The 14,375-nt window shown below is 71.6% G+C and carries 11 protein-coding genes; 1 reads left to right on the top strand and 10 read right to left on the bottom strand.

What is annotated here, in order from left to right:
* Nucleotide 1: 1 nt before the first annotated feature.
* From Msi02_RS23865 to Msi02_RS23845, 5 genes are all read right to left on the bottom strand, one after another.
* Complete coding sequence (locus tag Msi02_RS23865) at nt 2-2,083, bottom strand: FUSC family protein (RefSeq protein ID WP_204050344.1); 2,082 nt, start codon at nt 2,081-2,083, stop codon at nt 2-4.
* A gap of 51 nt (nt 2,084-2,134) precedes the next feature.
* Nucleotides 2,135-2,596, bottom strand: coding sequence for a SixA phosphatase family protein (locus Msi02_RS23860; protein ID WP_239108653.1), 462 nt, complete (start codon nt 2,594-2,596; stop codon nt 2,135-2,137).
* A 164-nt stretch (nt 2,597-2,760) separates the two neighbouring features.
* A complete protein-coding gene (locus Msi02_RS23855) occupies nt 2,761-5,094 on the bottom strand; it encodes a sodium-translocating pyrophosphatase (RefSeq protein WP_204050343.1) in 2,334 nt (777 codons plus the stop codon).
* A gap of 436 nt (nt 5,095-5,530) precedes the next feature.
* Nucleotides 5,531-5,959 carry an ATP-binding protein gene (locus Msi02_RS23850; RefSeq protein WP_079316414.1) on the bottom strand — a complete coding sequence of 143 codons (429 nt, stop codon included), beginning with the start codon at nt 5,957-5,959 and terminating at the stop codon, nt 5,531-5,533.
* Nucleotides 5,960-5,978: 19 nt separating this feature from the next.
* Nucleotides 5,979-6,329 (bottom strand): STAS domain-containing protein, encoded by a 351-nt coding sequence (locus tag Msi02_RS23845; RefSeq protein WP_030506779.1) that lies wholly within the window; start codon nt 6,327-6,329, stop codon nt 5,979-5,981.
* A 145-nt stretch (nt 6,330-6,474) separates the two neighbouring features.
* On the opposite strand from Msi02_RS23845, the gene Msi02_RS43435 reads away from it, so the two are divergent.
* Nucleotides 6,475-9,024 (top strand): DEAD/DEAH box helicase, encoded by a 2,550-nt coding sequence (locus Msi02_RS43435; protein ID WP_275414169.1) that lies wholly within the window; start codon nt 6,475-6,477, stop codon nt 9,022-9,024.
* A gap of 176 nt (nt 9,025-9,200) precedes the next feature.
* Here the strand turns inward: Msi02_RS43435 and Msi02_RS23830 are convergent, their stop codons facing one another.
* The 5 genes from Msi02_RS23830 to Msi02_RS23810 all read right to left on the bottom strand — a co-directional run bounded on the left by Msi02_RS23830 (nt 9,201) and on the right by Msi02_RS23810 (nt 14,127).
* Nucleotides 9,201-11,285, bottom strand: a complete 2,085-nt coding sequence (locus Msi02_RS23830; protein ID WP_204050342.1) for a hypothetical protein — start codon at nt 11,283-11,285, stop codon at nt 9,201-9,203.
* A gap of 380 nt (nt 11,286-11,665) precedes the next feature.
* Nucleotides 11,666-12,055, bottom strand: coding sequence for an Rv3654c family TadE-like protein (locus Msi02_RS23825; protein ID WP_275414168.1), 390 nt, complete (start codon nt 12,053-12,055; stop codon nt 11,666-11,668).
* A gap of 160 nt (nt 12,056-12,215) precedes the next feature.
* Nucleotides 12,216-12,629, bottom strand: a complete 414-nt coding sequence (locus Msi02_RS23820) for a TadE family type IV pilus minor pilin (protein WP_204050340.1) — start codon at nt 12,627-12,629, stop codon at nt 12,216-12,218.
* Between the two features lie 79 nt (nt 12,630-12,708).
* Nucleotides 12,709-12,999, bottom strand: coding sequence for a DUF4244 domain-containing protein (locus Msi02_RS44300; RefSeq protein WP_308441830.1), 291 nt, complete (start codon nt 12,997-12,999; stop codon nt 12,709-12,711).
* A 372-nt stretch (nt 13,000-13,371) separates the two neighbouring features.
* Nucleotides 13,372-14,127, bottom strand: coding sequence for a type II secretion system F family protein (locus Msi02_RS23810; RefSeq protein WP_239108651.1), 756 nt, complete (start codon nt 14,125-14,127; stop codon nt 13,372-13,374).
* Nucleotides 14,128-14,375 lie beyond the last annotated feature (248 nt).

The raw sequence follows: 14,375 nt of genomic DNA, 5'->3' as shown, positions 1-14,375 counted from the left end.
CTCAGGGCCTGTTCGCGAAGGCGCCGGCCGCCGCCGCGCACAGCCGTACGGCGTCGGCGTCCAGCGAGCGCAGCGCCTGGTCGACGGCGGCGGTGCGCAGCAGCGCCCGCCCCGAGCCCGGCTCGGTCGCGTCCGCCTCCAGTTCGGTGAGCCGGCGCTCGGCCTGGGCGCCGACCCACACGGCGTCGTCCGCGAGCCCCCGGCTCGCCTCCGCCGTCGGCTCGTACGGCTCCCGCCCCCGCACGGCCTGCGCGGCGGCCCGCAGATGGCCGGCCACGGCCTCCAGGACGTCGGGGACCGGCCCGGCGCCGGTCGGCTCGTCGCGCAGCACCGAGATCAGCGTCAGCAGGTCGTCGCGGACCCGCTGGGCGGCCTCCAGGGCCACCTCGACGGCGTCGGGGGCCGTGCCGCCGGGCTCCTTGGCGATGTAGCCGAGCGCCCCCACGACCATCTCGGCGTCCACCGCGGCCTTCCTGATCCGCTCGTCGGCCCGCTCGGCGCCCGCCTTACCCCTGGCCAGCTGCGCGAGCGTCCGGGCGACCGCCGCGTGCGAGTCGAGCATCCGGCCGACCCGTTCGGCCAGCCGTTCGGTCTCCCCCCGCGGCCACAGCAGCCGCGCGCACGCGATGGCGATGACGCCGCCGACGACGGTCAGCACGACCCGCGACTCGGCGATCCGCGCGGTCTGCGGCACCTGGAAGTCGAGCAGCAGCAGCACGCACATCGTCATGAACGTCGCCCAGTAGGCCTGGTGCGTCGGGGCCAGGCCGAACGCCAGCGCGGCCGACACCCCGATCAGCGCGACGAGCAGCCAGTGACCCGGCGTGATGTGCAGGATGGCGGCCGAGACCAGCCCACCTGCCGTGCTGCCGCCCACCCGCGCCCACACTTTGGCCCGCGTCTCCCCGTACGTCGGCTGGATGGTGACCAGCACCGCGATCACCAGCCAGTGCGGGAACGCGGGCTTGAACAGCACGATGACGATCGAGGCGAAGGCGGTGCCGAGCACGACCCGCAGGGCGTGCCGCACGCGCGGGTCGTCGAAGGCGAGCGGCGGGGGGACCGCCAGCGTGGCCAGATCGAGGCCGGGCGCGCACAGGCGGCGGGCCGCCTCGGCGGAGCCGTCGAGCGCCTCCCGGATCCGCCCGGCGCTGTGGGCGATCTGCCGGAGGAGGACGAGCACGACCATCTCGCGCTCGCCGCCCGCGACCCGGTCGCGCAGCCGGTCGACCCGATCGCCGAAGTCCACGACCGGCAGGTGCTCGGGCGGGCACTCGGCCAGATAGGCCCGCAGCGACGCGGACAGCGAGTCCACGAGGTCGCCGAGCTTCGCCTCGTCCGCCGCGCCGGGCGCACGCCTGGCCAGCGTGTCGCACAGCCCGCGCAACGCCACGATCTCGTGGAACACCCGGCGCAACGCGACCGCGACGTCCTCGGCCGCCCGCGACCGCTCCCACCGCAGGCGGCGGGCCCGGGCCGTGCGGACCTCGGCGATGGCGTCGGCGGCCTTCCTGCGGCGCTCGTCCCATTCGTCCTGGCCCACCGCGGGGTCGGCCACGGCCTCGACCAGCCCGGCCAGGGTGTCGGCCGTCTCGCCCAGCATCGTGACGACCGGGCGGGTGCGCCGCCACGGCCAGGGCAGGGTGAGCAGGACGGCCGCCAGCAGACCGCCGAGCAGTTGCAGGCCCGTGTGCGGCAGGGGGTCGAGCGGCAGCGGGTTGGCGGCGGTCAGCAGCAGCGTGAGCGCCGGGGTGACGCCGATCGGGCGCACCAGGCCGCCGAGCCCGGCCAAGGCCGAGGCGATCAGGACCATGAGCCAACTGCTGCCCGACAGCAGGATCCCCAGCGACGTCCCCACGCCGACCGACAGCACGACGCCGAGCAGATACGGCGTGCGCACGCCCGCGGGGTTCGCGATGGCCCGCGCCGCGACCAGCCACGCGCCGAGGCCGACCGTCGCGCCGCCCGCCGGATGACCGGTGAGCAGGCCCGTGAGCAGCGGGATCACCAGGCAGGCGGCTCCGGCCAGGCCGAAGCCGAGCGCGAGGCGTGGATCCTCCAGCCTCGGCGCCCTGGCGAGCACGACGTTCCTGAGCGGCAGGCGCTACTTATTACCCGCCTCGCCGGGCCGCAATCAGGGGTGGCTCAGATGGACCAGCCGTCCGGTGCCGGGGGCGGCGTCCTCCCACGGCACGTCCAGCTCGATCACCGCGTACGCGCCGGGCGGGAAGCCGTCGATCCTGGCGTCCGTCAGGGCGGCGACGAGCTCGTGCACGCCCGGATTGTGGCCGACGAGCACCACCGACGCGATCTCCCCGTCCGTACGGCGCAGCACGCCGAGCAGGTCGTCGGGGTACGCCTCGTAGATGTCGCGTTCGATCTCGACGGGGGCGTCGAGGCCGAGCAGCTCGGCGGTGCTGCGGGTGCGGACCGACGGCGAGCACAGGACAAGTCCGGGGGCGAATCGCCGGATCTCCTCCCCCGCCGCCCGGGCGTCCCGCTCACCACCGGGGGTGAGCGGACGTTCGCTGTCCGGGAGGCCGGGCGCGTGGCCGGCTTTGGCGTGCCTGACCACGACGAGCGTCCGGGCGCTCATGGCATGGCCCAGATGGCGAGGCCCACGATCACGGCGATCATCACCGCCATGGTCAGCAGGATCATCGCCAGCGTCCTGCCCCCGTTCGGCTTGTCCATAAGTGCTCAGTGTATGGAGAAGGTCCCCCGCTCCAGGAGCAGGGGACCTTCAGGACGGGTGCGTTCTCAGTGGGCGACGGGCTCCGTGGTGCGGGACGCCTCGTCGGCCTCGCCGGACGGGGCGATGCCCGTGGCGCGGCGCTTGGAGACGACCACGGCGCCGACGACGACCGCCACCGCGACGACCGTCGCGGTGACGCGGACCGCGACGTTGTCGGCGTACGCGACGACGGCCGGGGCGATCAGCAGCGCGACCAGGTTCATCACCTTGATCAGCGGGTTGATGGCCGGGCCGGCGGTGTCCTTGAACGGGTCGCCGACGGTGTCGCCGATCACGGTGGCGGCGTGCGCCTCCGAGCCCTTGCCGCCGTGGTGGCCGTCCTCGACCAGCTTCTTGGCGTTGTCCCAGGCGCCACCGGAGTTGGCGAGGAACACGGCCATCAGCGTTCCGGCCGCGATGGCGCCGGCCAGGTAGGCGCCGAGCGGCGCGTACCCGAGCGCGAAGCCGACCGCGATCGGGGTCAGCACGGCGAGCAGGCCGGGGGTCGCGAGCTCGCGTAGCGAGTCACGGGTGCAGATGTCCACCACGCGGCCGTAGTCCGGCAGCTCGCTGCCGTCCATGATCCCCGGCTTGGTGCGGAACTGCTCGCGCACCTCGTACACGACCCGGCCGGCGGCGCGGCCGACGGCGCTGATCGCGAGGCCGGAGAACAGGAACACCACGGCCGCGCCGACGACGAGGCCCACCAGGGCGTTGGGTGCGTCCACCGAGAGGCTGAAGTTGGCGAACGAGCCCAGGGCGTTCTTCACGCCCTGCGTCGCCTTGGCCAGCTCGCCCTCGACCGCGGTGCGGAACGAGCCGAACAGCGCGGTCGCCGCGAGCACGGCGGTCGCGATCGCGATGCCCTTGGTGATGGCCTTGGTGGTGTTGCCGACCGCGTCCAGGGAGGTGAGGACGCGGGCGCCCTCGCCCTCGACGTCGCCCGACATCTCGGCGATGCCCTGGGCGTTGTCGGAGACCGGGCCGAAGGTGTCCATCGACACGATCACGCCGACCGTGGTCAGCAGGCCGGTGCCGGCGAGGGCCACGGCGAACAGCGCCACGGTCACGTTGCCGAAGCCGAGCAGGAACGCGCCGTAGACCGCGCCGCCGATCAGCAGCGCCGAGTAGACCGCGGACTCCAGGCCGACCGAGATGCCGGACAGGATGACGGTGGCGGGGCCGGTGAGCGAGCTCTCGCCGATCTCCCGCACCGGGCGCCGGTTGGTCTCGGTGAAGTAACCGGTGAGGATCTGGATGGCGCTGGCCAGGACCAGGCCCACGAGCACCGCGCCGATGGCGATCAGGCGCGGGTCTGCGGTGAGCGCGGCGACGTCCGCGGAGGCGCCGGACAGTTCGGCGAAGCTCGACGGGAGGTACGCGAACGCCGCGACGGCCACCAGCACGGCCGAGATGGCGGCGGAGATGAAGAAGCCGCGGTTGATGGCGGCCATGCCGGAACGGTCCCGCCCGCGCGGCGAGGTGGTGAAGATGCCGATGACGGCGGTGATCACGCCGATCATGGGGACGATCAGCGGGAAGACCAGGCCCTCGGTGCCGAAGGCCGCCTTGCCCAGGATCAGGCTCGCGACCAGGGTGACGGCGTACGACTCGAACAGGTCGGCGGCCATGCCGGCGCAGTCACCGACGTTGTCACCCACGTTGTCGGCGATGGTGGCGGCGTTGCGCGGGTCGTCCTCCGGGATGCCCTGCTCGACCTTGCCGACCAGGTCGGCGCCGACGTCGGCGGCCTTGGTGAAGATGCCACCGCCGACACGCATGAACATCGCGAGCAGCGCGGCGCCGAAGCCGAACCCCTCGAGGACGTTCGGCGCGTCGCCCTTGTAGACCAGCACGACGATCGCGGCGCCCAGCAGGCCCAGGCCGACCGTGAACATGCCGGCGACACCGCCCGTGCGGAACGCGATGCGCATCGCGGTCCTCTCACCCGACTCACGGGCGGCGGACGCGACGCGGACGTTTCCGCGTACGGCGAGCCACATGCCGATGAAACCGGTCAGTGCGGAGAACACCGCGCCGACGACGAAGAAGACGGACCGGCCGATTCGCTCGCCGGTCGAGCCGGCCGGGAGCAACAGAAGCAGGAACGGAATGATGACGACGAATATCGCAAGCGTCCGGAACTGCCGCGCGAGATACGCGGCGGCGCCCTGCTGCACGGCACGCGCGATGTTCTGCATTCGCTCGGTGCCCTGCCCGGCGGCGAGCACCTCGCGCACCAGGCCGCCCGCGACGGCCAGAGCGAGCAGAGCCACGACGGCGACGACTATGACAAGAGTGAGATGGGAACCGTTCAGAGCTACCGCTGCGCCTTCGCCAGCGGCGTGCAAGGCAGACATCCGTCCTCCTCGGCCAGACGGGGTTTCGGTCTCCCTGCCCGGACGACGCTGGACGAACCCACTGGCCGTGCGGCGCTTCCGGGCGGGTTGGCAAGTGCCGCTTCCGGTTGCATCCGCAATACCTTGGCCGGTGCCGGGAGTCTACGCAGCGACGCCACGGATATGAAGGCCCTCGCGCCTCGTAATCGAAGCGGCGTCCAGTAATGGACGAACATTTGCACCGCTATGAAGGTGCTTTGACCAGCGGAGTCAGGGGCGTGGCGGTGATGGTCGCCCTGGTTACGGTACTGCCTTGTCCCTAGTTTTGGGCAGCCCGAAATTGGGGCGGACATAGCAAAAGATCGAGTGCCACGCCGGGGGCGACACTCGATCTGCTCGAAGGTCTTGCCTCGAAGGCTCTCAGAGGCTCTCGAAGGGTCTCGGAGGCGCTCGAAGGTCAGAGGGCGGCGACGCCGTTGGGAGACGCGGGCCAGCTCATGCGGATCCGCATGCCCTTCGGTCCGGGGAGCACCTCGACGTCGTCGGCCAGCCCCGCGATGACCGCGATGCCCAGATTGTCGATCTCGGGCATGAGGCTGCCGTTCGCCTCCAGCACCTGGGGCGTCACGTCCTCGCTCGGGGCGGCGTCGGTGACCGTCACCTCGAAACGCCCCGCGTCATCGCGTAACTCGATGCGTACCGGCTCCCCCGGGCAGTGGAGGCGGTGCGCCTCCACAGCCCGCGAGCACGCCTCTCCGACGGCGAGCCGCACCTCGTCCAGGATCGCCTCCGCCACTCCCGTACGCCGGGCGATGGCCGTGGCGACCAGCCGGGCCGTACGCACGTGGGCGGGCAGAGCGCTGAACGTCAGCTCGACGGTGGCCATGTTGCTGAGTCCCCGGCCGTCACTTGTCCCGGCCGTGGGCTTCCTTGGCCTCCTCGACCGAGGCGTAGATCCCGAAGACCTTCGTCAAGCCGGTGATGCGGAAGATCTTCAGGATGCGCTCCTGCGTGCAGACGAGCTCCAGGGAACCGTCGTGCGCCCGCACCCGCTTGAGGCCGCCGACCAGCACGCCAAGGCCCGTGGAGTCGAGGAAGTCCACCTTCTCCATGTTCACGAGCAGGTGGAAGTTGCCCTTGTTGACCAGGTCGATCAGCAGCTCACGCAGTCTGGGCGCGGTGTAGACGTCGATCTCACCCTCGACATCGACGATGGTGAGATTGTCCTCGGAATGGTGGTCCAACTTCAGATCCACAGATCCTCCAGCGCCTTACTTGCGTAGGTCTCGATACAGGTCATGCATCCTGGTAGTCCAGAGGCACGACCCGATGCGCGGCATTCAACCACGCTACGACTCCGTGTCTATACGAAATCACGACTCCGGGCGACTCTCCCCGCAGATGCCAAACTGGAAACCAGTGACTCCGACTTCTTCGTCCTCTGCCCGAACAGGCGACCTTCTCACCCGCCTGCTCGCGGTTCCCGCACGCCGGGGGCGCGTGACTCATGTGGAGCATGTTCCAGCACGTCAGGCAGGTGAGGCAAGATGGCCTGAATGGGCCCCTGATCTGCTGGTCTCCCGACTGCGTCTGCAGGGAGTCTCCGGCTTGTGGGAACACCAGCTTAAGGCCGCCGAGCTGGTTAAACGTGGCCAAAACGTGATCATTGCCACAGGGACCGCGTCCGGAAAGTCCCTGGCCTACCTGGTCCCGGCCGTCACGGAGATCTTCTCCGGCGGCACCGTGCTGTATCTCACCCCGACCAAGGCGCTCGCCGCCGACCAGCTCAGGGCCCTGCGGAAGCTGCGGCTGACGCAGGTGCGCGCCGCGACGTACGACGGCGACACGCCGCCCGAGGAACGCCGGTGGGTCCGCCAGAACGCCAACTACGTGCTGACCAACCCGGACATGCTGCACAGGTCGATTCTGCCCCGGCACTCGTCCTGGTCGTCCTTCTGGCGGCGGCTGCGCCTCGTGGTCGTGGACGAGTGCCACGGCTACCGGGGGGTGTTCGGCTCCCACGTCGCCCAGATCCTGCGCCGGCTGCGCCGGGTCGCCGCCAGGTACGGCTCCTCCCCGGTGTTCCTGCTGGCGTCGGCCACCGCGAGCGACCCCGCCGCCGCGGGAGTGCGCCTGACCGGCCTTGAGATGGCCGAGGTGACCACGGACGCCTCCCCCCGGGGTTCGACCACCTTCGCCCTGTGGGAGCCGCCTCTGACCGATTTACGCGGGGAGAGCGGGGCCCCGGTCCGCCGTACGGCCACGGCCGAGGCGGCCGACCTCCTGGCGGACCTCGTGATCGAGGACGTGCGCACTCTCGCGTTCGTCCGCTCCCGCCGCGCCGCGGAGACCGTGGCCCTCACCGCCCGCCGCACGCTGGAGGAGGTCGAGGCCCTCCTCGACGCCGGGCCCGCGCCGTACGGGGAGGACGTCGAGGGCGCGGGCGACGGCGGGACTTTCGGTGACGCTGCCGGGGGCGCTGTGGGGGGCGCCTTCGGCGGCGCTTCGGGCGAGGCCTTCGACGAGGTCGGCGGGCCGGGACGGTCCTCCGCGGTGGCCGCCGAGACCGGAGAGGCGGCCGAGACCGGCGTGGGACGCCGGACAGATCGCAGAGAGGGGCGGCTGGCCGACCGGGTGGCGGCATATCGGGCGGGCTATCTGGCCGACGACCGGCGAGTGCTCGAAAAGGCCCTGCGCTCGGGCGAACTGACCGCCCTGGCCACCACCAACGCGCTCGAACTCGGCGTCGACGTCTCGGGGCTCGACGCGGTCCTCATCGCCGGGTGGCCCGGCACCCGCGCCTCCTTATGGCAGCAGGCGGGCCGGGCCGGCCGCGCGGGCCAGGACGCGCTGGCCGTGCTGATCGCCCGCGACGACCCGCTGGACACCTACATCGTCCATCACCCGGAGGCGGTGTTCGGACGGCCGGTGGAGGCCATCGTCCTCGATCCCGACAATCCGTACGTGCTGGCACCCCATCTGTGCGCGGCCGCCGCGGAGATCCCGCTGACCGAGGACGACCTGGAGATCTTCGGCCCGGCGGCGCGGGGCGTGCTCGACGACCTCGTGAGCCAGGGACTGCTGCGCAGGCGCCCCACGGGGTGGTTCTGGACGAGCCGGGAGCACGCGGCCGATCTGGCGGACATCCGCGGCTCGGGCGGCGCCCCGGTGCAGGTCGTGGAGGCGTCCACCGGCCGCCTGCTGGGCACGGTCGACGAGCCGTCGGCGCACTCCATGGTCCACCCCGGAGCCGTCTACCTGCATCAGAGCGAGACGTTCGTGGTCGACGCGCTCGATCTGGACGCGGGGGTCGCCCTGGTCACCGCCGCCGAACCGGACTACGCGACCTTCGCACGGGACGTCACCGACATCCGAGTCATGGAGTCGCTGCGCTCACGGCCCTTCGGGCCCGGCACTCTGCACTTCGGCTCGGTGGAGGTCACCCGTCAGGTCGTCTCGTACCTCAAGCGGCGTACGCAGACCGGGGAGGTCCTCGGCGAGGAGCCGCTCGACCTGCCGCCGCGCACGCTCTGCACCCGCGCGGTCTGGTGGACCCTGCCCACGCCCGCGCTCGCCGGTCTCATCGAGCCCGGACACGCGGTGGATCTCGGCGGGGCGGCGCACGCGGCCGAGCACGCCTCGATCGGCCTGCTGCCCCTGTTCGCGACCTGCGACCGCTGGGACATCGGCGGCGTGTCCACGGAGCTCCACCCCGACACGGGCCTGCTCACGGTCTTCGTCTACGACGGCCACGACGGAGGCGCGGGCTTCGCCGAGCGCGGGTACGCCCGGGCGTCCGACTGGCTGACGGCGACGCGGGAGGCGATCGCCTCATGCGAATGCGAACGCGGCTGCCCGTCCTGCATCCAGTCCCCCAAGTGCGGCAACGGCAACGAGCCGCTCGACAAGGCCGGGGCGATCCGCCTCCTCGACATCCTCCTGGGCACCTGACCCGGCGCGCGGATCGCGTCAGGCATCGGACGGGCACCGCCCCGGCGGGGCATGGCTCCCGGCGGGTGGGCATGGCTCCCGGCGGGTGGGCACGGCTCGCGGCGGGCGAATAGAGGCGGTGCAGGCGGCAGGCACCCAAGGCACGTGTCCCGGCAGGTGCCGGGAACGCACGACCGTCAGAGGTCGCGGTGGCGGCCGGAGTAGAGACTGTCGTCGTCCTCCGTCCAGACGTCCGGCTCGGGCTGGCGGAGAGGCCGTTCCGGCATCTCGCCGTTGAACGCCGCACCCGCGGGCACCGCCGGCACACGGACCACTGGCGCGGGGACCACCGGCATCTGACCGGGCTGCGCCGCCGGAGACAGCGATACGGGATCGGGGGCCGTCCGGCCGCCGTCGTCCAGCCGTGCGGTCAGCGGAGGAAGCGAGGCCAGTTGGTCCAGCGCGGACTGCACGGGCGATTCGCCTGCGGCGGCGGAGGCCATGACAACACCGGACGGCGATGTCGGGAAAGCCGCACGGGCGACGGCAGAGTCCACGGAGGCGCCGTTCGACGGATTTGCGCCGGAAGCACTTCCGTCGGCCGGGTGGGCACCGGAAGCCGGGTCACCGGGAGCGCGGTCCTCGGTGGTGGGGGCAGCGGAGGTCGCCTCGGCCGCGAGTGTCACACCAGGGCTGGTCTCAGCGATTGAACTGATCTCGGCGGTAGGGCTGTCAGCAGTTGAGCTTTCAGCGGCAGCCGACAGCGGCTCCTGCCGGTCCGGCCGGTCGAGAGAGGCGGCCGGCTCCTGATCGGACAGCGCGGTCTCCTGGCCCGTGTGCCTGATCGTGTCCGTGCCCGCGCCCACGCCCGGGATCGTGTCCGTGCCCGCGCCCACACCCGGGATCGTGCCCGTGCCGGTGTCGCTGTCGATGACCGTGCCCACACCCGGGATCGTGCCCGTGCTCTCGCTCGTCGAGGAAACGGCACCCAGGAGGGTCTCGGTGTCGCCTTCCGCCTCCGGGAGATTCTCGCGGGCCTTCGGCCTGGCCAGGATTACGGAGGGACGTCGGACAGGCGCTTTCCCCCGGGCCTTCGCCGTGGCGGCGCCGCCGAACGCGGCCGCGCCACTCGCCACCGTGGCGGCCTGAGGCGAGGCGCCCGTCTTTCCTGCCACCGGCCGTGGCTCCGAGCCACCGGATCGTCCCTCGCCCGCGCTGTCACTCGTCAGGCCCTTGCGCCGCAGCCAGGCGCCCAGGTTCGCGCCCGTGAGCAGCAGGACGACGGCGAGCGCGACGTACACGCCGAAGCTCAGCCCGCCGAGCGGCAGGAACGAGGACTGAGCCGTCATCTTCGGGTCGTCGGTCTTCTCCGGGATGACCACCGGCTCGGTCTGGTCGCTGCCACCGTTCGCCTCCGGCAGCGTGAGCTCGGTGTCCTTCGGCGGCTCGGTGTCCTTGGGCAGCGCGGTGTTCTGAGGCAGTGCCGGTTCCGGGTTCGGTACGGCGGTGGTCTGGTGCGTCTTCGGGGTCTTGGCGGCGGGCGACTTGACCGCCGCCTGGCCCGGCTTCTTGGAAGGCGTCGGAGAGGGGCTCGGGGACGGCTTCGGGGCGGGCACGGTCACGTACACGGCCGCGGAGCGCTGAGATGCGACGGTGCCGCCGGTGCCGTCCGACCGGAACGCGCGGACGGAGACGTCCACCTTCTGTCCACCCAGACCGGATGGAAGCGCGAGCCTGGTCTGACAGGTCGAACCGGAGCAGGCGGAGTCGGCGGAGACGGAGCCGGACTTGCCGGCCTTGACCGAGGTGATCTCGTACGACTGGAGATCCGGCTCCGCACCCTTCGCCCAGCTGACCAGGATTGTCGAGGGGTTCTTGAGCTGTGCCTCGACGCCGGAGGGAGCCTCCGGCGGCCTGCTGAGCACAAAGGTCGAGGTGGCGTAGGTCTTGTGCGTGACCTCACCGAACAAACTGACCGTGAACGTCCCGTTGGGGGCGTCGCCGGGGTCGAAGGATCCGCTGATCGTCTGGTTCGCGCCGCCAGAAGCGATCTTCTGCCGGGATACGGAAGGGCCCTCGATGTAAAGGGCCATGCTGATCTGGTACCAGTCCGTCTTCGCGGACACAGCCACCGCACCGGACGACTTGACGACCGCGCCGTCCGCAGGAGACAGGATCTCGGCGTCGGCCGCGTTCGCGGGTGCGATGCCGATCATCGGCGCGGACACCAGAGCCACCAGAACGATCATCGCCGTTGTGCCCAGCCTACGAACCCTGGTCACGACGCATCCCTTCGTGGAGTACCGTCCGCCCCGACTGCCTCGGCCGAACGCGTACGGCGACTGAGAGTACGCGGCACTTTACGCCAGCCGTCCACTCTTGGACCGAATGTCTAAGAAGTCGTGATTCTATTGCGACACAAGTAGTCTCACATTACGGAAGATCCAAATTGCGTGATATGCCCGTCGGCCCCAAAGCGACCGGTGGCGCACATTGCCCTGCGGATCCCGCCGGACGGGACTCGGGCCTCGATAAGGCGATCGCCCTCATGCGGCGGCACCGGACGGCCGACCGAACAACCGCTCATGCGGCGGCATCGGCCGAACCTCGCTGATCAACCCACTCATGCCATGACACCAACCGGACCGGCCAAGCAACCCGCTCACGCAGGGGCGCCGACCGGACCCGCCGAGGCGGAGGCAGCGGCCGTCGTGGGACCGAGGAGGGGGACCACGAACCGCACCGTTACCGCGACCTCGGCGACGCCGCCCGACAGCGAGCACGACCGCAGCGAGGCGCCGTTGGCGACCGTGATGGCCTCCGCGCGATGACACGCCTCATCCGGGACCGCCAGCGCCACGCGAGCGGCCCCGAGCGCGCCGAGGTCGGCGGCGCTCTGCGCCCGGTGCCGCGCCACGCGGGCGACGCCCACCTGGACGACGACCATCGCCACCGCCGATACGGCGGTCATGAGAGCGATCGTCCAGATGGTCGCCGAGCCGCGTTCCCGCCTGGAACGCGCTCTGTCCTCGCAGGCCTGAAATCTCCTCATTCGCATGCCTTCGCGTCCGCAACGATCCGTCATCCACACGTCCTCGCTGTTCGGAGTGATCCGCCATCACGCTTCTCCGGCTCAGGGGCCGTCCACCGACTGCGTTCCCATGTGTTCAGGGCGACTGCCGGCCGTGTTCATGTGGCTTGTGAGCCGCTCATCATTCGCGTTCGCCCGGTCGCGGAGCGGCCAGGTCTTCCCCGCTGTCCGGAGGCCGGGTCTCCCCCGTATCCGCCCTCGATGGCGAGAGAACGCCGGGTTCGGTGGCGGAGACGGCGGCGGACCGGAGGCGAACCGGCGGGAGCGGCGACCTGAACGGCGGCCGGATCGTCGCGATGACCTCGACCCGGGTGGTGTCCGCTCCCGTGCGAATGGACACCGAGGCACCCTCGGGAGCCAGTCGCAGGACTGCCCTGCTCACCTCCTCGGCTGCCTCGCCCCGCGCGGCGGCGCGTGCGCCGGCCCGGGCGGCGTCGACGCATCGCAGTTGCGCGCCCGCGATCGTCACCGCCCACAGTGAGGCGGTCAGCACCAGCACGAGGGCCGGTAGGGCGACAGCGGTCTCCGCGGTCACCGAGCCTCGCTCCCGCCGGGGCCGGCCGTCCACCACACGACGTCGCGGCACCCAGGCACAGCGGCGCACCACCAGGGCCTCAGGCGGCCAGCTTGAGCGCTTTTTGGATGAGCGCGGCGAGCATCGACCTCACTTCGGCGCTCGTGACCACCTTCCAGAGCAGTGCGGCGAACCCGCAGGCGGCTATCGTGCCGACGGCGTACTCCGCGGTCGACATGCCCGCGTCGGCCCTCGTCCTGGCCTGTACCGCCCACTGGATGCTCAGCTCCCGAGCGCGGCACGAGATCCGGGCGGCGGGACGCCGCAGCGCGGCGGACGACCGCCGCAGGGCGTCGCACGTCGCCCGGGCGGCGTTCCGTGAGCGGCTCACCAGCGCCCTTCGCGCGAAGCGCACCAGCGCCGTCCATCGTGCCGGCCGAGCCCTGTGACGGCCCGCAGAGTCACCGTCTCGCCGCCGGAGGATGGTGCCCGTCTGGTTCCTCTGGCCGGTCGCGGCGTGCTTGCTCATCGGTCCTCCTGACCCGCTCGGGGCGGCCCCTCCGCCCGTGCTGGGGCCAGACTGCGGGATCACGGGCGGAGGGATTCGGGCCGAGCGGGGTTCTGTGGACAAGAGCCCTGCCACCACAGTTGTCCACAACGACAGCACCCTCAGCTGTGGATCGACGACCAGCTATTGGGGAGCTTCTGCACTATTTGCCCCGACTGCTGTCCACAGGTGTGGATGAGACTGTCCACAGGTTGTTCATGGCAGGAGGATCTGACCCGCCAGACCCGCGACCATGGGGATGATCCCCAGGAAGACGAAGGCCGGCAGGAAGCAGAGCCCGAGGGGTGCGACGGCATGGACGCCCACTCTTCGCGCCGCGGCCGACGCCGTCGCCTGAGCCGCACGCCGGGCGTCGTCGGCGAGCCGGGTGAGGACGTCGGCGACCGGCGCACCGCTCTGGGCAGCCCGGATCATCGTCCTGGCGAGGGCGGCGAGCGCCGGGTCATCGCGCAGAGCGGCCCATGCCTCCTCGGGAGGAGCACCCAGACGCATCTGGGCACCGGCCCATGAGAGGCGCTCGCCCACCGGGCCCGCGATCGCGACGGCGGTCGTCTCGACGGCCCCGCTCATCGGTTGTCCGGCTCGGAGGCAGGCGACGATCAGATCGACGGCGAACGGAAGGTCGGCCCCCATACGCTCCCGGCGGCGCCTGACCTCGGCCGGTTCCCGCCTGCTAACGGCGACGAACAGACCGATGGCCGTCACCGTCCCCACGAGCGCCCCCACCGGGCCACCGAGAAGCAGGAACAGCGCGAGTCCCACGGGTGCCGCGACGGCCACCCCCCGACGTGCCGCGCTCGCGCCCACCGGCGCGGCGCCCGGTGACCCCCGGGTCTGCACCTCCGACGACGCCGACGACGCGATGGCGTTCAGCCGCACGGCCGGCGAACGAGCAACCGGCCATGCCAGCATCGCCAGCGTGGTCAGGAGCCCGGCCAGTAAGGCGATCATGTCTCGCCCCCTTTCCAGCGGGACGTCCGTCTTCAGCGGACAACCCTCTCCAGCAGGACATCCGTCTCCAGCGGGACAACCGTCTTCCGGCAGGACCACGGCTTGCCCTCCACGACGACGGCCGTCCTCTTCACCACTCGCGACAGACGCCGGCCTGGCGCCTCCCGCCGCCCGCACCGTTGGCGTCTTCGGTGCGCGCCGTCCCCGAGCGCCCGATCAGGACCGCCCGGCCCCGGCCTCGTGCGACC

The organism is Microbispora siamensis (genome assembly GCF_016863095.1).
Taxonomy (GTDB): domain Bacteria; phylum Actinomycetota; class Actinomycetes; order Streptosporangiales; family Streptosporangiaceae; genus Microbispora; species Microbispora siamensis.
This window is presented reverse-complemented; position numbering and strand designations above follow the sequence as displayed.